Origin of the sequence: Streptomyces sp. NPDC059582, from assembly GCF_042735715.1 — a bacterium.
Taxonomy (GTDB): domain Bacteria; phylum Actinomycetota; class Actinomycetes; order Streptomycetales; family Streptomycetaceae; genus Streptomyces.
This window is the reverse complement of sequence record NZ_JBHWCC010000015.1, coordinates 1-19,510: the sequence shown is the minus strand read 5'-3', so window position 1 is coordinate 19,510 and position 19,510 is coordinate 1. Positions and strand designations below refer to the sequence as shown.

Genomic DNA, 19,510 nt, shown 5'->3' with positions numbered 1-19,510 from the left:
GGCGTCCGGTGCGTGCGGGAGTGCGTGCCGGGCGTCGCGACGGGGCGAACGTCGCCTGCTGCGGCACTAGGACCAGGACCGGTAGGACCCGTGGGACCGAGATCCCGGTCGGGTTCCGCTCGCGGCTCGGGCTCAGGGAAGGACCGGCAGCATCCAGCAGTTGGACGTCGTGGCCTTTCCGGAGAGCCGGTCGACCAGCCACGAGATGGCAGTGCCCTGGTCGGTGAGCAGCGGGGCGAAGTGGTTGACGATGTTCTTCTCCCCGAGGCTCGGCAGGTTGACCGGCACGTAGGTGACGTCCGCGCCCTTGCCGCACCAGTCGGCCGCGAGCCGGCGGACCTGCGCGTGGGTGACCATGTCGTCGTTGACGCCGCTGACCACCCGCACCGGGCCCGTGGGCTTGAGGGTGCCGATGCGCTGCGCGTCGATGAAGGACTTCAGCCGGGGCTCGGCGTCGACGACCTGGGAGACGGAGGAGCCGTCGCTCGTCCACTCCGTGCTCGACACGGCCCCGTAGGACAGGAGCGCGTCGCCGACACACATGGTCGAGGTGTCGGCCAGCGCGGCCCGGCCGGCCGCGTTGAGATGGGCGTCGACGACGGGTCCGAGGGCCGGGTCGCTCTGCCGGAAGCCGTTGACGGACCAGCCGATGGCGGCTGCCAGGGAACTGCCGTCGACACCCTTCATCACCTCGGTCAGGTCCGCGGGCGGCGCTCCCGAATAGGTCCCCGCCAGGGGGACGTCCGGTGCGTAGGAGCGCTGGAGTTCGGCGGCCGCGGCACTGGCGCCGCCGCCCTGGCTGTAGCCGTACAGGCCGACGCGTGAGGTGGAGGTGACGGTTGCCCCGGCCACCGTACGGGCGGCGCGCGCGGCGTCGAGGAGGGCGTGGCCCTCGTCGACACGGTTGACGTAGGTGTGGACGCGGTCGGTCGTGCCGAGGCCCGCGTAGTCGGTGAGTACGACGGCGACACCCCGGCTGAGGATCCGGTAGACGGCCAGTGCCTCGTAGCCGACGGACACGGAGCCTTCGTTCAGGGCGATGGGGTGTTCGAGGGCGAGAGAGGCCGAGCACTGGTCGCCCTGTCCCATCGTGCCGGGGGCGAGGGCCACCAGGGGGCGGGGTCCCCTGCCCGTCCAGGCGGCGGCCGGCTCGATGTACGCGCCGGTCACGGCGAGGGGCCGGCCGGCCGAGTCGGTCGACTTGTACATCAGCCTGGTCGCCGTCCCGGGCAGCGGGCCGTCGATGCCGGGCAGACTCAGCGCGAGGGGAAGCGGTTCGGTGCGCACCAGCGTGCCGTTGGCGTCGGGCAGTTCGGCGGGCGGGGTGTAGAAGGGCGGGACGGCCGCGGCCGCGGTGAGTGATCCGGCCGGCTCCGAGGCGGCTGCGGCGGCCGAGGCGGGCCCGGCCGTGGCGCTCAGGCCGCAAGCGGCGACCAGGGCGGCCGCCAGTGCGGTGGCCGGCCGCCGGCCACGGGTCGCGGCGGTCGTGAGGGTCGCGGAGACGGTGACGGAGGCGGCTCTTTCTTCGGGCATCCTGTTCGATCGCTTCATGCGGCTCACTCCTGATGGCGGACGGAGTTCGGGGCGGGTGGCGGCCCCTGGAGTCCTTCGGGGTGGTGCGTCGCGCATGCCGACCACCGGGACGGCCGGATCAGGTGGCCGCCCGGGCTCGGGTGGGTGCATGGGCAGTGGCGTGCTGCCGGTCCTTCGTGGTCCGCCCTCTCGGGTCAGGATTTATGACTCCCGGGTCAGTTACTCGGGAGTCACATCGGCAGACTAGGACTGGGTGTCACTCAGTGACAAGATGTCTGCACGCGTCAAATACCGCTCTCGCTATGCTGCGTCGATCGGACGCATAGGTGGTGTGACGGCAGTGCACGAGGCAACGGTCGGACGGCGCTCGGCTTCGGCGGAACCGGTCGCGCGACGGCCGACGCTCGGTGAGCGGCGCAAGTCCGCGCTCCGCCTGGAGATCGCCCAGGAGGCCATCGGCCTCTTCACCGCGCAGGGCGTCACGGCGACCACGGGGGAGGAGATCGCCCAGGCCGTCGGCATCTCGGCCCGAACCCTCTGGCGGCACTTCCCGACCAAGGAGAGCTGCGTCGGACCTCTGCTGACAGCGGGCCTGGAGTTCATGGCGGAGGCGCTGCGTGCCTGGCCGCCGGACACCCCGCTACGGGCCTACCTGGAGGATCCGCGCACGTGGGGCGAGGTCTTCGATCCCCCGGAGGTCGTCTGGGACCTCATTTCCATGATCCGTACCGAACCGGGGCTGCGCGCGGTGTGGCTTCAGGTGCACGACGACGCGCTGCCGGTCTTCGCCGAGTTGTTCGCCCAGCGGTCCGGAAGCAGCCCGGACAGTCTGCGGGTGAAGGTGCACGCGGCGATGTTCAACGGCGCGCTGCGGGCGGCGGTGGAGGACTGCCTCATGGACCCCGCCGGACCCCGTCCGGGAACCGGGCTGACCGCCTCGCTGCACACGGCCCTGTGCGCGGCGGCCGAAGGCCTGCCGTACTGACGGGGCTCCGCCACGGATGGCTGCGGCCGGTCAGCCGCACCACGGCGCTGGGGAGGCGGACCCGGGAACCGGAGCGGAGAATGAATGTGCGGACCTTCGCGTCGTGATTCCCCCGAGCCGACGCGGAGGCCCGCGCACCTCCAGGAGGGTGCTCCGCCCATGACATCCGGCGAGTGACCCGGTGAGCGGTTGGTGGACCTGCCCGGAGAGGACTCGTCAAGGGGTCGACGCGATGGTGGCGCGCGGTCACCGGATGGCGGCGGTGAGGCGGGTCCGGGACGCTCTGCGCCCGCTGGACCTGGGTCTGCGCGAGGCGGAGCAAGTGGTCGACGAGCGCTACGAGTTCCTAGGTGACCATGTGACCATGTGGCCGTGTCACCGTGTCACCGTGTCACCGTGTGGCCGTGTGACCTGCAAGCCCGGCTGATCCACTCGGGGAGTGTCGCCCAACTTGTCCCGGTCGCGCGGAAGCATCGGGGAGGGTCGTCCCGACTCGTCCCGGTCGCGCGGAATCGCGGGGCAACGCGAGAACCCCTGGCCGTGCGCGGACGGCAACGGCGACGGCAACGGCAGGACGCCCTCGTGCGCCCTGCGCGCATCACGTGCCCCGACGCCGCCGACCGCGACGTAAAGCCGCCGACCCGTCGAGGCAGGCCCCGGCCGCCGACGAAACTGGACAGTCATCGGAGTGCTCGGGAGTGCTCGCCCCCGTGCGACTGGACCGGATCCGGCGCTCCCGGGACCCGCCCCCCGCTCCAGGGACCCCCCTTGCATCCCTCGCGCAGGTTCCACATAAGGTAAGGCTCGCCTAATTGTTCACAGGTGAACCACAGCTAGGAGCCGTCACATGTCTCTTCGGCGCCGCGGTACAGCCGCAGTCGCTCTCGCCGTCGCCGCCGCACTGTCCCTCGCGGCGTGCAGCGGCGATTCCTCGGGGAACGGCAAGGAGGGCAGCGCGTCCGCCGAAGCCGGGTCGGGGGCGAAGGACTCGAAGTCGGTGGCGAAGGGCGGCAAGGACTTCGCGGACGCGGCGGAGAAGACCGCCGCGCTCGGCACGGACGCCAAGCCCGGCCAGTGGCCGCGCACGATCAAGCACGCGATGGGCAGCACCGAGATCAAGGCCCAGCCCAAGCGCGTGGTCGTCCTCGACGTGGGCGAGCTTGATAACGTTGTCTCGCTGGGTGTGAAGCCGGTCGGCCTGGCCCCGACCGAGGGCTCGCCGGACCTCCCGTCGTACCTGAAGAAGGACGCCGGCACGCCGAAGAACATCGGCACCATCAACAGCCTCAACCTGGAGGCGATCGCCGCTCTCAAGCCCGACCTGATCCTGGGCAGCCAGCTGCGCGCCGCCGACTCGTACGACGAGCTGTCGAAGATCGCGCCGACCGTCTTCTCGATCCGCCCCGGCTTCACGTGGAAGGAGAACTACCTCCTCAACGCGGGCGCGCTGGACAAGACCGCGCAGGCCGAGGCGAACCTCGCCGCGTACGAGAAGCGGGCCAAGGCCCTCGGCGACAGGCTCGGTGCCCACAAGCCGACCGTGTCGATGGTCCGTTACATGCCCGACGGCGTCATCCGCCTCTACGGCAACGACTCCTTCATCGGCACGATCCTCAAGGACGTCGGCATCCCGCGCCCGAAGAACCAGGACATCGCGGACCTGGCGGCAGAGGTCAGCGCCGAGAACATCGACCAGGCCGACGCCGACTGGATCTTCACGGGCGTCTACGGCGACCCGAAGGCCACGGACAAGACCAAGACCCAGGGCAACCCGCTCTGGAAGAACCTCAGGGCGGTCAAGGACGGCCACGCCTACGACGTGCCGGACGAGACCTGGTACCTCGGGCTCGGCGTCACCGCTGCCGACGCGGTGCTCGACGACCTCCAGAAGCACCTGGCTCCCTGACGACCGGCCGTGCCTGACGACCGGCCGTACCTCACGGCCTGACGGCCTGACAAGCAAGAGAGAGTGAGCTCGGCGCATGTCGCCACCCACCCCCACCCGCCGGGCCGGCTGGCTGTCGGCAGCCACGGTGATGCTCCTGATCGCCGTCCTGCTGAGCCTCGCCGTGGGCAGCCGCCAGATCGCGCCGGGCGAGGTCATCCAGGCCCTGCTGCACGGCGGCAGCAGTGACGACGCCCAGGTGGTGCGGTCGTTGCGGGTACCGCGCACGGTCATCGGCGTACTGGCGGGCGCCGCGCTCGCCCTCGCCGGGACGGTGATGCAGGGCGTCACCCGCAACCCCATCGCGGAACCGGGCATCCTCGGCGTCAGCCAGGGCGCGTCGGTCGGCGTGGTGTGCGCGATCGCGTTCTGTGGCGTGCACACGCTGGGTGGCTACGTGTGGTTCGCGTTCGCGGGCGCGGCGCTGGCGGCGGTGGGCGTGTACGCCGTCGCCAGCGGCGGGCGGGGCGGCGCGTCGCCGGTCAAGCTCGCGCTCGCGGGCGCCGCGATGAACGCCTTCCTCGCAGCGCTCGTGTCGGGGATCGCCACCACCGACGCCCGAGCCCTCGACGAGTTCCGTTTCTGGCAGGTGGGTTCGATCAGCGGCCGGGACAGCGAGATCATCGGCCAGCTCTGGCCGTTCCTGCTGGCCGGCCTGGTGCTGGTCGCGGCGATGGCCCGCGGTCTCGACGCGCTCGCGCTCGGCGACGACGCGGCCAAGGCTCTCGGGCACAACGTCGGACTGCTGCGTGTGCTCGGGGCGCTGGGCGCGACCGTGCTCACCGGAGCGGCGGTGGCAGCGGTCGGCCCGATCGCGTTCACCGGCCTCGCCGTACCGCACATCGCCCGCGCCCTGGTGGGCACCGCGCACCGCTGGGTGCTGCCGCTCGCCGCGCTGCTGGGCCCGGTGATGATCCTGGGCTCGGACGTGCTCGGCCGTATCGTCTTCCCGCCCTCGGAGGTGCCGGTGGCCGTCATGACCGCCCTGATCGGCGTGCCGTTCCTCATCGCGCTCGTCCGGCGCCGGGCGGTGGTGGCCGCGTGACCAGCACCGAGACCGACACCACCCGGCCCGGTGCATACCCGGCCGGGTATGCCGTACGACGTGCCGGTCGCGGCGTACGTCCCGCCGGACACTCCGTGCTGCGCGGGGGACGGGCCAGTTTCCTCGTCCACCGGCGGGCGGTCGTCGTCGCGACGGCACTGACCGTGCTGCTCGCGTGCTCGGTGGTGGCGTATCTGTGCGTCGGCGAGTCCTTCGTCCCGCCGACCGAGGTCGTCCGCGTGCTGTTCGGGCGGACGAGCCCCGACGAGCTGGTGGTGGGCACGCTGCGGCTGCCGCGCCTGGTCGTCGGCCTCCTCGCGGGGGCCGCGTTCGGTGTCGCGGGCGCGCTGGTGCAGACCGTCGCGCGCAATCCGCTGGCCAGTCCCGACGTCATCGGCGTCACGCACGGCGCGGGCGCGGCCACGGTCGCCGCGCTGAGCTTCAACGCCGTCGCCGACGACGCGCTGCCGTACGTCTCCGTGGCCGGTGGCGTCGCGGCGGCTCTGCTGGTCTACGTCTTCGCCTGGCGGCGCGGGCTGCACTCCTCCCGCTTCGTCCTGGTCGGCATCGGCGTGTCGGTCGCGCTCGGTTCGCTTACCCAGCTGTTCCTCACCAAGGGCGACTACCTGGTGGCCCAACAGGCCAAGGTCTGGCTGACCGGTTCCCTCAACAGCCGCGGCTACGAGGAGGCGGGCCCCCTCGCACTCGTCCTGCTGGTCGGCGTCCCGGCGGCCCTGTGGGCGGCGTGGGTACAGCGCGGCGCGTCCTTCGACGACGACACCGCGACCGCCCTCGGCGTGCGCCTGGACCAGGTTCGGCTCGGCCTGACCGCGCTCGGGGTCGTCCTGGCGTCGGTGGCGACCGGCGCCGCGGGCCCGGTCGACTTCGTCGCGCTGCTCGCCCCGCAGATCGCGCGCCGGCTCACGCGCACGGCGCAGATCCCGCTGCTGTCCTCGGCGTTGACCGGCGCGCTGGTCGTCGTGGTCGCGGATCTGCTGGCCCGCCGTATGTTCTCCCCGATCGAGCTGCCCGTCGGCGTCCTCACCGCCGCGGTGGGCGCCCCGTACCTGATGTGGCTCATCGTTCGCACCCGCAGCCGTTCCGGAGGCACCTCCTCATGAGCCGTCCGCACACCAGCCGCCTGTCGGCCCACGACCTTACTCTGGCGTACGAGGACCGTGTCGTCGTCGAGGGCCTGGACCTGGAGATACCCGACGGCAAGGTCACGGTGGTCGTCGGCCCCAACGCCTGCGGCAAGTCCACCGTCCTGCGGGCGCTGGGCCGCCTTCTCAAGCCGCGCGGGGGCTCCGTGCTGCTGGACGGCGCCGAACTCGCCCGGATCCCCGGCAGACAGATCGCGCGTACGGTCGGTGTCCTGCCGCAGTCCCCGACCCCGCCGGACGGCATCACCGTCGCCGACCTCGTCGCCCGTGGCCGCCAGCCGCACCAGAAGTGGTGGCAGCAGTGGTCGGACGCCGACGAGCGGGCCGTCACCGAGGCGCTGGAGCGCACCGACACGGCCGACCTCTCCGACCGGCCGGTGGACGAGCTCTCCGGCGGTCAGCGCCAGCGGGTGTGGATCGCCATGGCCCTGGCCCAGGACACGGAGCTGCTGCTGCTCGACGAGCCCACGACGTACCTGGACATCGCACACCAGGTGGAGGTGCTGGACCTCGTCCGACGGCTCAACCACGAGCGCGGCCGAACGGTCGTCGCGGTTCTCCACGACCTCAACCAGGCCGCCCGCTACGCCGACCACCTCGTCGCCATGAAGGCCGGGCGCATCGTCGCCCAGGGGCCGCCGGACGAGATCGTCACCGCCGAGCTGGTCCAGGACGTCTTCGGCCTCACCTCCGTCGTCGTCCCGGACCCCGTCACCGGCGGCCCTCTGGTCGTACCCGCCCGTGCCTGGCAGCCCGTGCCCCCGCAGGAGGCGCGGACCCACTGACCGCCCGGAGATCGAACCTCCCCGCTAGGCTGGCCGCAGAGGTGGCCAAGTGACCTTATGGGCAGGGGAGTTGCTGGAATTGCCGGAGCCGTCGAAGCCATCGCAGCCGCAGCCGCAGCCGCAGCCGCAGCCGCAGCCGCAGCCGCAGCCGCAGTCGTCCGAGTCGCCCGAGCCGCTGGAGTCCGTGGCGGGCCGGGAGTCCACCACCGTCGTGGTGATCGGCGCGGGTCCGGCCGGTCTGACCGTCGCCAATCTGCTGCGGCGCAGCGGTATCGCGTGCGTCGTCCTGGAACGCCGGACGCGCGAGTACGTGGCACAGCGCCAGCGGGCCGGCATCGTCGAGACCCGTGCCGTGCGGATGTTCGACTCCTGGGGGCTGGCGGACCGAGTCCTCGGCGGTGTCCCGTCGGACGGTCTCCTGGAGTTCCGCGTGGACGGCGAGAGCCACCTCGTGTCCGACAGCGACGGCTCCGCGGGCCCCGCGGCGCGCCTGTGCCCGCAGCAGGTGCTGGTCCAGAAGCTCACCGCCGCGTACCTCGCCGACGGTGGTGACCTGCGTTTCGAGGCCGCCGACGTCTCCCTGCACGAGTTGACCGGAGATCGCCCGACAGTCAGCTACCGCGCCGCCGACGGCACCGTCCACACCATCACGTGCTCCTTCGTCGCCGGCTGCGACGGTGACCGCGGCACCAGCCGCTCCGCCGTCCCCGACGGTTTCCTCACCGCGCACGCCTTCGACCACGGCATCGGCTGGCTCACGGTTCTCGCCGACGCCCCACCCCCGGCTCATCCCCTCCTGGCGGTCAGCCCGCAGGGCTTCGCCGCACACTTCCCCCGTGGCCCGCACAGCAGCCGCTACTACCTCCAGTGCCCGCCCGACGACCACCCCGACGCCTGGACCGACTCCCGCGTGTGGGAGGCGCTGCGCACCCGGCTCGCCGACGCCGCCCTCGTCTCCGGTCCGATCACCGACCGCGAGGTCTTCCGGCTCCGCAGCCTCGTGCACGACCCCATGCAGTACGGCCGCCTGTTCCTCGTCGGCGACGCCGCCCACATCGTCTCTCCCATGGGCGGCAAGGGCATGAACCTCGCTCTCCACGACGCCGATCTCTTCGCCGGAGCCGTCCGGGACTTCGTCCACGATCACGACGACACCGCCCTGCGCACCTACTCTCAGCGCTGCCTCCGCCGCGTCTGGAGCGACCAGGAGTTCTCCCACTGGCTGACACGCACGCTCCACGACGCCGGCGACGACACCCACTCCGGCCGCTTCCGCCGCGGCCTGGCCCGCGCCCGACTCGACCGCCTCTTCACCTCCTCCGCCGCCGCGCAAGCCTTCGCGGAACTCACGACGGGCGTGGACCTGACGGGGGACACCCAGGTCTAGAGCACCGTCCCGGGCGGGAGCCAGGGCACGCGAGCCACCGGTACTCCGCCGACCGTCGGGTGGTCAGCGCGGTCTGCGCCAGGTGAGCTCGGCCGTGCGGTCGGCGCCCCAGAGCCGGGTAGGGGCGGCGAGGCTCAGCTTCAGCAGGTCGGCTTCGAAACTGACCTTCCTCGCCTGGGGCTTTCCGGCCCAGTTCGGGAAGAGGCTGGTCGTGACGTGATGCTCGACGGTCGTCGGGTCGACCACGTGGAAGGGACCGCCGTAGGCGACGTAGGTGACCGCCGCCTGTGCCAGCTCGTCCGGCGTGGCTTCTTCGAGGCGCTCGGACTGTGCGGGTGGGCGATCGCCTCGGCCCAGTTGAGCGGACATGTAGCCCTGCGGGGTGTAGACGATCAGACCGTGCGGCCGGGGGCCGAGGGGGTGGACGATCCGGCCGTCCCCGCCGGTGGCGACGTAGGACACGAGTTCCCACGCGCCCAGCAGCCTGTCACGCACCGCTTCGCACGCCTCGCGGTCGCTGCTCGCCGCCATGTGGTCGTCGGCTCTCATCGCGTTGCTCCTTTCGTTCGGGACTTCCTTCCGCCGGGGAGAGGGAGGTGAGGGCGGAGGGGGCCTGTGCGGGTTGAGGGGGTGACGGGTCGCAGGGTTGAGGCTCGCGGCTGAGCGTTGCCGCTGTGGGCACGGGCCCCGGAGACGGTTCAGTCACGGGTGAGTTCGCCGTCGACCAGCCGCCAGACGTGCAGCGTGTTGACCTCGCGCAGCGGCTCGGGCAGCAGCTCGTCGGGGAAGCCCTGGTAGGTGACCGGCCGCAGGAACCGCTCGATCGCGCTCATGCCGACGGAGGTGAACCGGCTGTCGGAGGTGGCCGGGAACGGGCCGGTGTGGACGGAGGCGTACGAGACCTCCTGCGGCATGGAGAAGGCGTTGAAGACGATGCGGCCGGTGCGCCGCTCCAGGACCGGCAGCAGTTGCGCGGCGGCGCCCCGATCGGCTGCCTCGGCGTGCACGGTGGCCGACAGCTGTCCCCTGAAGGCCCGGGCCACCTCGTGCAGTTGGTCCAGGTCGGTCAGCCGCACCAGCAGAACGGACGGACCGAAGACCTCCTCGCGCAGGGCCGGTTCGGCCAGCACCTGCTCACCGGTGACCTCGTACAGCAGGGACTGCCCGTCCCACGCGCCGATCGGGGCCGGTCCCGCGGCGACCCGGGTGGCGCCGTCCTCCTCCATCCGCCGCACGTTGTGGGTGTAGGCGTCGTGAATACCGGGCGTGAGCATCGTCCGCGCCGCCGTCTTCTCCACCTCGGCCGTCGCCGCGTTCCGCAACTCCGTGAAGCCGGGCCCGTCCACGGCGAGGAGGACCGCAGGCTTCAGACAGGCCTGCCCCACGTTGTACTGCGCCCGCTGGGCGACGCCGGCTCCGATCTCCGCGCCCCGCGCCGCCAGCGCGGCGGGGAGTACGAAGGTCGGATTGACGCTGGTCATCTCGGTGAACACCGGGATGGGGTCGGGACGTTGCTGGGCCCGGCGGAAGAGGGCCATGCCGCCCCCCTCGGAGCCGGTGAAGGTGACCGCCCGGACCAGGGGGTGCGACACCAGCGCCTCGCCGATCTCGTTGCCCGCGCCCCGGACCAGGGAGAAGACCCCTTCGTGCAGTCCCGCCTCGGCGACGGCCCGCTGTAGGGCGCGGCCCTGGATCTCGGAAGCACCGGGGTGGGCGTTGTGCGCCTTGAGGACGACGGGGCAGCCGGCGGCCAGGGCGGAGGCGGTGTCGCCGCCCACGACGGAGTACGAGATCGGGAAGTTACTGGCGCCGAAGATCACCACGGGGCCGAGGGCCACCTTCTGCAGACGGTGGTCCATGCGCGGCGCGGGCTGCCGGTCCGGCTGTGCGGGATCGATGGCCGCCTGGAGGAACCGGCCCTGTCGTACGACGGTGGCGAACTTGCGGAAGTGCGCCGCGGCCTTCAGGGTCTCGGCCGCGAGTTGGTCGGCGGCCAGGCCCGTCTCCAGCGAGGTACGTGCGGCGAGTTCGTCCTTGACCGCTTCGAGCTTGTCCGCGATCAGGTCGAGGAAGGCGGCCCGCTCGGCCAGGCCGGTGTGGCTGTAGCTGTCGAAGGCCGCGTCGGCGAGGCGGAGGGCACGGTCGACCTCGGCCTGCCCGCCGAACGCGAAGTCGGGTTCGAGGAGTTCGCCGGTGGCGGGGTTGAGCGCCTTCATCGTTCCCGCGGTGGCGGCCACGCCGGCCGCTCCGATCAGCAGTTCTCCGGTCAGTGTCATGACTGGACTTCCTTGAGTGCGTCGGCGAGTTCGTCGGTGGTGGTGATGGTGTGGGCGAAGGTGGGGCCGTTCAGCTCGTGGGCGGCGTGCATCTCTTCGGGGAGGAAGGCGGCGGTGGCGTCGCGGACGAGGGTGACGTGGTAGCCGAGTTCCATGGCGTAGCGGCCGGTGGATTCGATGCAGGTGTTGGCGAGCAGGCCGATGAGGACGACGTGGGTGATGCCGTGCTGTTTGAGCTGGAGGTCGAGGTCGGTGTTGGCGAAGCCGCTCTGTCCCCAGTGCTCGTGGGCCACGATGTCGCCGGGCCGGGGCTGGAAGTCGGGGTGGAACTCTCCGCCCCAGGTGCCGCGGGCGAAGGTGTGCCGCTGCTGGATCTTGCGCTGGGTGGGGCTGGGGTGGTCCCAGGTGTCGTAGTCGCCGCTCTCCCAGCGGCGGTGCGGGACGAACACCAGCTGGACGCCGGACGCCCGCGCGCAGGCGACCACGGTCCGCAGGTGGTCCAGCAGACCGACCTCGCCCGCCACCGCCTCCAGCCGCGGCCAGGCCAGGCCGCCCTCGGAGAGGAAGTCGTTGTAGGGGTCCACCAACAGCACCGCCGTACGGCGCACGTCGTATGTCTCGGTCATCGTGTCCCTCCAAATCTGGATGATGAGCAACATCTAGATATGAGGATTATGCGCATCATCCTGAAAGTCAAGTGGTGGCAGATCAGAAACGTGTTCCAGTGGCATGTGTATGATGGGTGTCATCTAGTTCTCTGGCGACTGGTGGTCTGGCGGCGGCATGCGCCGCTCCTCGAACGGGAGGCCCGGCATGGGACACTCACAGGCGGAGAAGGCGGCGTCCCGCGAGCGAGTGCTGCGGATCGCGGCCCGCAAGGTCCGCGCCGAGGGGGTGACCCGTCCCGGCGTCGCGGACCTCATGAAGGAGGCCGGGCTGACGCACGGTGGCTTCTACAAGCACTTCGCGTCCCGGGACGACCTGATCTCCCAGGCTTCGGCCGTGGCCCTCGCCGAGGGCACGGCGAAAATGGAGCGGGCCGCGCGGAAGAACGAGCAGGATCCGCGGGCCGGCCTGATCGACGCGTACCTCGCCAAACAGCACCGCGACGCGCCGGCCACCGGCTGCGCCCTGGTCACCCTCGGCGCCGCCGCCGGACGCGGCGACCAGCACTTCAAAGAGGCCTACGAGCAGCAGGTCCGCGCCTACCTCGACCTGATCGCCGGTCTCGACGACAACGGCGAGGAGGCGCGGGCCGAGGCGATGCTCACCCTCAGCGCACTGGTCGGCGCCACGCTCATGTCCCGGGCCATGGCCGACCCCGAGCTCTCCGACGAACTCCTGGAGACGGTGACCGACCAGCTCAAGCGACACGCGTCAGGAGCTCCGGCCACCGCAGGCTGACGTGTACGCGGGCACGGGGGCATCCGTTGCCGTCGGACAAGGCCCGTCGGACAAGGCCCGTCGGACAAGGCCCGTCGGACAAGGCCCGTCGGACAAGGCCCGTCGGGCAAGGCCGTCGGGGCGCGTCAGCGCGGCGACGCCTGCCCGTGTCCGGCAGGTGATGTGAGCGCCGCGCCGGCACACGGTCGGTGCTGTCGGGGTCCGCGCCCGTACCCGTGTCTCACACTTCGCGGCGCTCTTGCCGATCGAGTGGCGAGGCAGGCTCATCCGGCGTGGCAGGTCCGCGAACGAGAACAGGTCTGCCGACGTCGGACGGCCAACTGGGCCTGAAGCGCGCGGTGAACTCCGCGAAGTCCTTCCGCAGGTACCGCGGATCGGAAGGCTTCAGGCGGACCTGCTGACGGCTGTCCGCCCACCAGACCTCGAAATCGGCGACCGCGCCTTCGCCGGGCCAGAGCTCCTCCTGCTCCGGCAACAGCAGAACGTCCACGAAGCCCCCGACGGCCAGACCGATGTCGACGAAGATCCCGATCGCTCCAGGTCTGGGCACCTTCACGACAGTGCCGCGGAGGACCTGCCCGAAGCGAAGACTTCTTCGAATCCGTTCCCACTCCGCATCCGTGACCACGGAACGCATCGTCGCAGCCGCGCCGTGCGTGAATCAGCCCGGTCCGGGAGCGAGCATGACTCTCGGACCGTACCGAATTCGCCATGAGCGTCACACATGCATGAGCGTCACACATGGTCGAGCGGGGGCGATGTCACGGGCCGGGAGCCAATCGCTGTTCGGACCAGATGAGCTTGCCGTCCGACGTGTGGCGGGTTCCCCATCTGCGGGACAGCTGCTTGACGAGGAGGAGGCCGCGACCGTTCTCGTCGGTGATGTGGGGCCGGCGCGGGCACGGGTGGCTGTTGCTCGTGTCGTGGACCTCGCAGGTCAGCCCCTCGTGCCGGATCAGGCGCAGACCGATCGTGCCGTCACTGTGCCGGATGGCGTTGGTGACCAGTTCACTGACGATGAGTTCGGTGGACTCGGACAGGTGGTCCAGCCCCCATCGGGCCAGTTGGCTCGTGGCCAGGGCCCGGGCGTCGCGGACGACGGCCGGAGTGGCCGGGAGCTGCCACGAGGCGACCTGGTCCGGGCCGAGCGCTCGGGTCCGGGCGAGGAGCAGGGTGACGTCGTCGCCCGGTGCCCCGGCCGCCAGCGCGTCCACCACCGACGTGCTGAGTTCGTCCAGCGAGAGGCCGGGCCGTGCCAGGGCGGCCGCCAGGCGGTCCATTCCGACGTCGATGTCGTGGTCGCGGCCCTCGATCAGCCCGTCGCTGTAGAAGGCGAGCGTGGTGTGCTCGGGCAGTCGCACGGTCACGGACTCGAAGGGGACCAGCCCGAGCCCGAGGCCGAGCGGCGCCCCGGCAGGCAGCGGGGGAAAGGTGACGGAACCGTCCGGAGCGACGATCGCGGGCGGTGGGTGGCCGGCCCGCGCCATCGTGCAGCACCGGGTGACCGGGTCGTACACGGCATAGAGACAGGTGGCGGCCATGGTCGCGCCGGCCGGGTCCTCCACGTCGGTATCCGCCTCGCAGAGCCGGACGACCTGCTCGTCGAGGCGGGCCAGCAACTCGTCGGGAGGTACGTCCATGGCGGCCAGGGTGCGTACGGCGGCGCGGAGTTGGCCCATGGTCGCCGCCGCGTTGATGCCGTGTCCGACCACGTCTCCGACGACCAGGGCGATACGGGCACCGGACAGCTGGATCACGTCGAACCAGTCGCCTCCGACGCCGTGGTGACTGTCTGCCGGCAGATAGTGGGAGGCCACGTCGGCGGCCGACCCGCCCGTCGCGTGGTGGGGGAGCAGGTGGCGCTGAAGAGCGAGGGCCGCCAGGCGTTCGCGCGCGTACTGGCGTGCGTTGTCCAAGGACAGCGCGGCCCAGCTGACCACTTCTTCGGCCAGGAGCAGATCGTCCTTCTCGAACGGCGCGCGGTCGTCCGTCCGCACGAACAGCGCCATGCCCAGTACGGCCCCTCGCGCGTGGATCGGGACGACCATCAGCGAGTGCGCCCCGTACGCGTGGATCGCTGCCTGCGTCGCTGCGTGATGCTCCACCCAGGTTCCGGCCGAGGTGTCCACTATCGGCTCGAAGTGGGACCTGCCCGAGCGCAGAACGCCGGAGAAGGGCGACTTCGCCGGAACGACGACCCGCTCTCCCGGCCCGGCCAGGGAACTATGGATCCCCTGGTGGATCGAGGCCAGGCCGGCGCGGCGAAACGTGGGGGTGCGGCCGCCCCGCAGGCTCAGACCGCTCACAGGCTCATCGCCGAGGAGAACCGACTCCGCCAGGTCGACGGTGGCGTAGTCCGCGAGGAGGGGCACTGCGAGGTCGGCCAGTTCCTGACCGGTCCGTGTCACATCCAGGGTGGTTCCGACCCGCTTGCCGGCCTCGCCGAGGATCGCCAGCCGCTCCCGTGCCCGTCGGCTGTCGGTGACATCCACGCTCACCACGCACACGCCCAGGGCGCGGCCCTGTCCGTCGTCGAGGCGGAAGAGGGAGGCCGTCAGCGTACGTTCGCTGCGTGCCCGGCTCGACAGGAAGGACCGGTATTCCACGTTGAGTGTCGGCACCCCGCTGCGCAGCACCTGGCGCATCAGTGTCTCCAGCGTCTCGGCCTCGCTGCCGGGAACCGCCTCCGACAGCCTCCGTCCCAGCCGCTGGGCGAGGGGGATACCGTCCTTCACGCCCTGGGCGTCGTTCGCCCAGGTGCAGCGCAGCTCGGTGTCGCGGATCACGACACCGACGGACAGACCTCCTGGAAGACGCAGCCCCCCGGGCAGCGACTGCGGTACGGCGCCGTCCGTCGCCGACGCGGGAGACATCGTCGCCTTGTCGGTCGCCGACACGACCCACTGGGCCCGGCCGTCCTGCCCGGACACGGACTGCACGCACAGGCGTACGTCGATCGTGTGGCCGGCGCGGTGCCGCATCTTCGCGAACCCGGACCAGGGATCCGGGGCACTTCTCGGCGCGAGGTACGCCGACGCGTTCGCCCGGTCCGCGCCGTCCGCGAGCAGGGGGACGGCGGAGCGGCCCACCACGTCGGCGGGGGCGTAGCCCAGAAGCCGCTCGGCGGCCTGCGTCCACCCGACCACCCGCGCATCCGCGTCCAGCAGGGCGATGGCCGCGCCGACACCGGCCACCTCGACGTCGGTCTGGGCCGCGGTGAAGGCCGCTGCCACGGAACTGCTCATCGATCGTCCTTGTCCGTAGCCCCCCTGTGTCCATATCCCCCTGTGTCTCGTGTGCACCGCGTCCCGTTCGGCCGTGGTGGGCCGGGGCGCGCCGGGTGACCGACCGTGCGCGCACGCGCCGGTCACCCGGGCAGGACGCGTCAGGCGCCGGTCGGCGGGCCGACCGGCTGCGACAGTGCGGCCTTCACGCGACGGGTCTCGTCGTCGGCGAGGACTTCGAACCGGTTGCCGGTCAGGGCTTCCATGGTGAGTTCGGCCACCGTGGCGGGGCTGATCTTGGGCGCGTCGATCCCGGTGCTCAGATCCGTCTCCACGAAGCCGGCGTGCACGCCGACCACCAGGGTTCCCTGCGCGTGCAGGGCCTGTCGCAGGGAGTCCGTCAGCGACCACTGCGCGGCCTTGGAGGCGGCGTAGCCGGGAAACAGCGGCTGACCGGCCCAGGAAGCGAGCGACAGCATGTTCACCATTGCTCCGCCCCCGTTGCGGGCCAGGATCGGGGCGAAGGCCCGAGCCACCGCCCAGGTGCCGAAGTAGTTGACCTCCATCGCGTGACGCGCACCGTCGAAGTCGCCGTCCAGGAGGTGGGTGCGCCCGCTCCCGACCCCCGCGTTGTTGATGACGATGGAGACGTCGCCCGCGAGGTCGGCGGCCGCGGCGACGGCTTCATGGTCGGTGACGTCCAGGCGCAGCGGGACCAGGTCGGGATCGGTCACCCCGGCGGGGTCGCGGACGCCGGCGTAGACCTTCGCCGCGCCGTGGTCGAGCAGTGAACGGGCGAACGCGCGGCCGATACCGCGATTGGCTCCGGTCACGAGGGCGACTGATCCTTCGATTTTCATCGTGCTTCCTCTCCCACGGGCCCGCCCGGATCGGGCGGGCTCTGGACAAGTGGTCGTCTGTCGACCGGGCGGGACACTCTCAGGTTAGCTGCTGAGTTTAAATATGCAAGGCAGGGTGTCCTGGGAATGTCGTCGCCGTGGCGACGGCTTGCGGTCGGCGGGTCGTGCGGGCACACCTGGGTGGCAATATGAAACTCAGGAGCGTAGGCTGTGGTCTGCGTGCGGTGGATGTTTCCCTACGCGATCGGCGACATGTGGGAGGTCGGCAGTGGCAACGGAACGACGGTCGGCGGGTCCCGTGAGTGACGAGCCGGCCTGCTCCATCGAGCGCAGCCTGCAGATCCTCGGTGAACGCTGGTCCTTCCTGGTGCTCCGCGAGATCTTCCGCGGCAGGCACAAGTTCGCCGAGATCCAGTCGTCCCTGGGTATCGCCTCGAACCTGCTCAGTGCCCGCTTCAAGCTTCTCGTCGAGGCCGGTGTGCTGTGCACGCAGACCTATCAGGAGCCGGGCTGCCGGCCGAGGCAGAGTTATCACCTGACCGAGTCGGGGCGTGACCTGCAGGTGGTGCTGGGTGCGCTCCAGCAGTGGGGCGACCGCCACCGCCCGCGCCCCTCGGGACCCTCCGCGATGCGGCAGATCCGCGCCACCGGCCGGCCCGTCCACGTCGGTTTCATCGACGAGGAAGGCGGCGAGGTGCCCGGCGCCGAGGTGGTCGCCGTCACGAACGACGTCATCGGCACCTGACCGGAGCCGCGGACCGCCCGCCCCGGCCCGCCGGTGCCGACGGGGCTGCCGGCGTTCCCGGCGTTCCCCGGGGTGGCTGACGCCGCCACGTCGAGGTCGTCGGCGCTCCCCGATATGCGTGTGCCCACGGCTTGCCCTCGACGTCGACGCGGTGACCTCCCGCGTATGCGCTTTCCCGGATCTCTGACCCATTGCTCTCCCGAGTCCCTGACCTGCCGGTTTCTCGGGTCCCTGACCTCCTGGATCTCTCTCTGGCGTCGCGCGTCCCTTCCGTGACGCATCGGCGTAGCCCTGGACCGCTTCTCGCCGTAGCCCAGACCGCTTCTCGCCGCCCGCGCCCGTGCTCGTGCGCAACGCCGGATCGCGGCGGACGTGCGTCGCGCCTGCCCGCGCCGTGCCCGGGCGGCTGTCCTCGGCGGAACCGCGCGCGGGTGGACCCGCAGGTCGCACCACCTGTACCGGAATCTCCGGGCAGGCGACTTGCACATTGCAAGCGTCGCGGTAGGCTGACACCTGGATAGCGAATCTAAAGTCAGGTGCGAAGGAGACAGGACCCATGATCCGAAACGGCGCGACGGGCCGGGCGGCCCTACGAGATGGACGGGGAGGTGCGCACGCGAAGGATCCGCGTACGACGACGTTCCTGGCGCGACGGATGCCGCGGCCGGTCGGCTTCTGGCTGCTGGCCGTGACACTGCTCGCGATCCTGGCCGCGTCCGCCGCGCCGTCCCCGCTCTACGTGGTGTACCAGCACCGCTGGAACTTCTCGCCTGCCACGCTGACCACGATCTTCGCGGTCTACGTCGTGGCGCTGCTGGTCGCGCTGCTGATCGTCGGAGGGCTGTCCGACTTCATCGGCAGGCGGCCCGTGCTCGCCGCCGCGCTCGTGGTGGAGGCCGCTTCCATGGTCGTGTTCCTCACGGCCGACGGTGTCGGGCCGTTGCTGGTGGCACGGACCTTGCAGGGTCTGGCGACCGGTGCGGCGGTGGGAGCCATCGGCGCCGGCCTGCTGGATCTGGAGCCGTCACCGCGATCCCCGCTCGGGCCGCTGCTGAACTCCGTCGCACCGGCCGCGGGGCTGGCCGCCGGGGCGCTGGGCACGGGCGCGCTGGTGGAGTACGCCCCCGCCCCCACGGTGCTGGTCTTCGCCCTGTTCGCCGCCCTCTTCGTGCTGCTGGCCGCGGCGGTGGCCTTCCTGCCCGAGCCGGTCACGCCCCGCCCGGGGGCCTTGGCCTCGCTGCGGCCCAGGGTGGCCGTGCCGTCCGGGGCCCGCAGGGAGTTCCTGGCCGCCACGCCCAGCCTCGTCGCCACCTGGGCGATGGGCGGGCTCTACCTCGCGCTGGGCCCCTCGGTGGTCGCGGGCGTCCTGCACATCGGCAGCCATCTGGTGGGCGGCCTGGTCGTGACCGCGCTCTTCGGCGCGGGGGCCATCGCCTCGCTGCTCGTACGTGACCTGGCGCCCCGGCGGGTGACGGCCGCGGGTTCCCTGGTGCTCGCCGTCGGAACAGGCCTCACGCTGCTTGCCCTTGTCGGCCCCTCGACACCGCTGTTCTTCATCGGGACCGCCGTCGCCGGTGCCGGCTTCGGAAGCTCCTTCCTTGGCTCCTTCCGCTCGCTCGCGGTACTGGCCGGCCCCACCGAGCGAGCGGAGCTCTTCGCCTCGGTGTACATCCTCAGCTACCTGGCCCTCAGCGTCCCCGCGGTGGTGGCCGGGCTCGAAGTTCCCTCGTACGGCCTTCGCACCACGACCACGGTGTACGGCGTCGTGGCGATCGTGCTCGCGCTGCTCGCCGCTCTCGCCGGAGCCCTGCGCGGGACCGCCGTCTCGCCGTCGACCGTAGTGGCCTCCTCCGAGGGCCTGGCCGCCGACGGCCCGGAACGCGTCGTCTCCGGTCGGGACGTCATGGAGGCCGGACTGGCCGAATCGGCGTCGTCCGGGATGGACACCCGTGGCCGCTGACGAGGCCAGGCATGTTTCCGGTGGCCGCTGACACGGCCACCCACACCACCGGTGGTCGCTGCCAAGACGAGGCGTGATGGCTCGTCACGCACCTGACGACGCCGACCGGTAGGGCCTCTGGGCGGTGGATTTCGGCGCCGCGCTTCGCGGTTCGCTTCAGCGTCGCACTTTCGGCGGCGGCGAGGACCTCCTCGCCGC

General features: G+C 71.5%; 16 protein-coding genes. 9 read left to right on the top strand and 7 right to left on the bottom strand.

Going from position 1 to position 19,510, the window contains the following annotated elements; translation table 11 throughout:
- Nucleotides 1-132: 132 nt before the first annotated feature.
- Nucleotides 133-1,551, bottom strand: coding sequence for a lipase family protein (locus ACFV0T_RS15440; RefSeq protein WP_385778619.1), 1,419 nt, complete (start codon nucleotides 1,549-1,551; stop codon nucleotides 133-135).
- Nucleotides 1,552-1,864: 313 nt separating this feature from the next.
- On the opposite strand from ACFV0T_RS15440, the gene ACFV0T_RS15435 reads away from it, so the two are divergent.
- From ACFV0T_RS15435 to ACFV0T_RS15410, 6 genes are all read left to right on the top strand, one after another.
- Nucleotides 1,865-2,518: a TetR/AcrR family transcriptional regulator gene (locus tag ACFV0T_RS15435; RefSeq protein WP_385778617.1), complete on the top strand. Its 654-nt coding sequence runs from the start codon at nucleotides 1,865-1,867 to the stop codon at nucleotides 2,516-2,518.
- An 847-nt stretch (nucleotides 2,519-3,365) separates the two neighbouring features.
- Entirely contained in the window at nucleotides 3,366-4,424 is a 1,059-nt protein-coding gene (locus ACFV0T_RS15430; protein WP_385778615.1) for an ABC transporter substrate-binding protein, read from the top strand.
- 76 nt (nucleotides 4,425-4,500) lie between these two features.
- Complete coding sequence (locus ACFV0T_RS15425; RefSeq protein ID WP_385778613.1) at nucleotides 4,501-5,508, top strand: FecCD family ABC transporter permease; 1,008 nt, start codon at nucleotides 4,501-4,503, stop codon at nucleotides 5,506-5,508.
- Between the two features lie 95 nt (nucleotides 5,509-5,603).
- Entirely contained in the window at nucleotides 5,604-6,629 is a 1,026-nt protein-coding gene (locus ACFV0T_RS15420; protein ID WP_385778854.1) for a FecCD family ABC transporter permease, read from the top strand.
- A complete protein-coding gene (locus ACFV0T_RS15415) occupies nucleotides 6,626-7,456 on the top strand; it encodes an ABC transporter ATP-binding protein (RefSeq protein WP_385778611.1) in 831 nt (276 codons plus the stop codon). The genes ACFV0T_RS15420 and ACFV0T_RS15415 overlap by 4 nt, the downstream gene beginning before the upstream one ends.
- A 175-nt stretch (nucleotides 7,457-7,631) precedes the next feature.
- Nucleotides 7,632-8,843 carry a 4-hydroxybenzoate 3-monooxygenase gene (locus ACFV0T_RS15410; RefSeq protein ID WP_385778852.1) on the top strand — a complete coding sequence of 404 codons (1,212 nt, stop codon included), beginning with the start codon at nucleotides 7,632-7,634 and terminating at the stop codon, nucleotides 8,841-8,843.
- Between the two features lie 63 nt (nucleotides 8,844-8,906).
- Here ACFV0T_RS15410 and ACFV0T_RS15405 read toward each other — a convergent pair whose 3' ends face one another.
- From ACFV0T_RS15405 to ACFV0T_RS15395, 3 genes are all read right to left on the bottom strand, one after another.
- On the bottom strand, nucleotides 8,907-9,392 hold the full coding sequence (locus tag ACFV0T_RS15405; RefSeq protein ID WP_385778609.1) for a lipocalin-like domain-containing protein: 486 nt from the start codon (nucleotides 9,390-9,392) through the stop codon (nucleotides 8,907-8,909).
- 149 nt (nucleotides 9,393-9,541) lie between these two features.
- Nucleotides 9,542-11,119, bottom strand: coding sequence for an aldehyde dehydrogenase (NADP(+)) (locus ACFV0T_RS15400; protein ID WP_385778607.1), 1,578 nt, complete (start codon nucleotides 11,117-11,119; stop codon nucleotides 9,542-9,544).
- On the bottom strand, nucleotides 11,116-11,745 hold the full coding sequence (locus ACFV0T_RS15395; protein WP_385778605.1) for a cysteine hydrolase family protein: 630 nt from the start codon (nucleotides 11,743-11,745) through the stop codon (nucleotides 11,116-11,118). The genes ACFV0T_RS15400 and ACFV0T_RS15395 overlap by 4 nt, the downstream gene beginning before the upstream one ends.
- A 187-nt stretch (nucleotides 11,746-11,932) precedes the next feature.
- Here ACFV0T_RS15395 and ACFV0T_RS15390 point away from each other — a divergent pair, with 187 nt between their 5' ends.
- Nucleotides 11,933-12,523 carry a TetR/AcrR family transcriptional regulator gene (locus ACFV0T_RS15390; RefSeq protein WP_385778603.1) on the top strand — a complete coding sequence of 197 codons (591 nt, stop codon included), beginning with the start codon at nucleotides 11,933-11,935 and terminating at the stop codon, nucleotides 12,521-12,523.
- Between the two features lie 220 nt (nucleotides 12,524-12,743).
- On the opposite strand, the gene ACFV0T_RS15385 is transcribed toward ACFV0T_RS15390, so the two are convergent.
- The 3 genes from ACFV0T_RS15385 to ACFV0T_RS15375 form a co-directional block, all read right to left on the bottom strand.
- Nucleotides 12,744-13,151 carry a hypothetical protein gene (locus ACFV0T_RS15385; protein ID WP_385778601.1) on the bottom strand — a complete coding sequence of 136 codons (408 nt, stop codon included), beginning with the start codon at nucleotides 13,149-13,151 and terminating at the stop codon, nucleotides 12,744-12,746.
- A gap of 133 nt (nucleotides 13,152-13,284) precedes the next feature.
- Entirely contained in the window at nucleotides 13,285-15,768 is a 2,484-nt protein-coding gene (locus tag ACFV0T_RS15380; protein ID WP_385778599.1) for a SpoIIE family protein phosphatase, read from the bottom strand.
- A 140-nt stretch (nucleotides 15,769-15,908) separates the two neighbouring features.
- Nucleotides 15,909-16,607: an SDR family oxidoreductase gene (locus ACFV0T_RS15375; protein ID WP_385778597.1), complete on the bottom strand. Its 699-nt coding sequence runs from the start codon at nucleotides 16,605-16,607 to the stop codon at nucleotides 15,909-15,911.
- 298 nt (nucleotides 16,608-16,905) lie between these two features.
- Here ACFV0T_RS15375 and ACFV0T_RS15370 point away from each other — a divergent pair, with 298 nt between their 5' ends.
- Both ACFV0T_RS15370 and ACFV0T_RS15365 read left to right on the top strand, forming a co-directional pair.
- Nucleotides 16,906-17,352, top strand: a complete 447-nt coding sequence (locus tag ACFV0T_RS15370) for a winged helix-turn-helix transcriptional regulator (RefSeq protein WP_385778595.1) — start codon at nucleotides 16,906-16,908, stop codon at nucleotides 17,350-17,352.
- Between the two features lie 556 nt (nucleotides 17,353-17,908).
- The gene (locus ACFV0T_RS15365; RefSeq protein WP_385778593.1) at nucleotides 17,909-19,312 is read left to right on the top strand and encodes an MFS transporter; all 1,404 of its coding nucleotides are present in this window, start codon (nucleotides 17,909-17,911) and stop codon (nucleotides 19,310-19,312) included.
- Nucleotides 19,313-19,510 lie beyond the last annotated feature (198 nt).

What these genes read in the sequence shown, in the direction of transcription:
- ACFV0T_RS15440 (WP_385778619.1), bottom strand. Translation starts at nt 1,551, where the DNA reads ATGAAGCGATCGAACAGGATGCCCGAAGAAAGAGCCGCCTCCGTCACC.
- ACFV0T_RS15430 (WP_385778615.1), top strand. Translation starts at nt 3,366, where the DNA reads ATGTCTCTTCGGCGCCGCGGTACAGCCGCAGTCGCTCTCGCCGTCGCC.
- ACFV0T_RS15405 (WP_385778609.1), bottom strand. Translation starts at nt 9,392, where the DNA reads ATGAGAGCCGACGACCACATGGCGGCGAGCAGCGACCGCGAGGCGTGC.
- ACFV0T_RS15415 (WP_385778611.1), top strand. Translation starts at nt 6,626, where the DNA reads ATGAGCCGTCCGCACACCAGCCGCCTGTCGGCCCACGACCTTACTCTG.
- ACFV0T_RS15400 (WP_385778607.1), bottom strand. Translation starts at nt 11,119, where the DNA reads ATGACACTGACCGGAGAACTGCTGATCGGAGCGGCCGGCGTGGCCGCC.
- ACFV0T_RS15375 (WP_385778597.1), bottom strand. Translation starts at nt 16,607, where the DNA reads ATGAAAATCGAAGGATCAGTCGCCCTCGTGACCGGAGCCAATCGCGGT.
- ACFV0T_RS15390 (WP_385778603.1), top strand. Translation starts at nt 11,933, where the DNA reads ATGGGACACTCACAGGCGGAGAAGGCGGCGTCCCGCGAGCGAGTGCTG.
- ACFV0T_RS15380 (WP_385778599.1), bottom strand. Translation starts at nt 15,768, where the DNA reads ATGAGCAGTTCCGTGGCAGCGGCCTTCACCGCGGCCCAGACCGACGTC.
- ACFV0T_RS15395 (WP_385778605.1), bottom strand. Translation starts at nt 11,745, where the DNA reads ATGACCGAGACATACGACGTGCGCCGTACGGCGGTGCTGTTGGTGGAC.
- ACFV0T_RS15365 (WP_385778593.1), top strand. Translation starts at nt 17,909, where the DNA reads ATGATCCGAAACGGCGCGACGGGCCGGGCGGCCCTACGAGATGGACGG.
- ACFV0T_RS15425 (WP_385778613.1), top strand. Translation starts at nt 4,501, where the DNA reads ATGTCGCCACCCACCCCCACCCGCCGGGCCGGCTGGCTGTCGGCAGCC.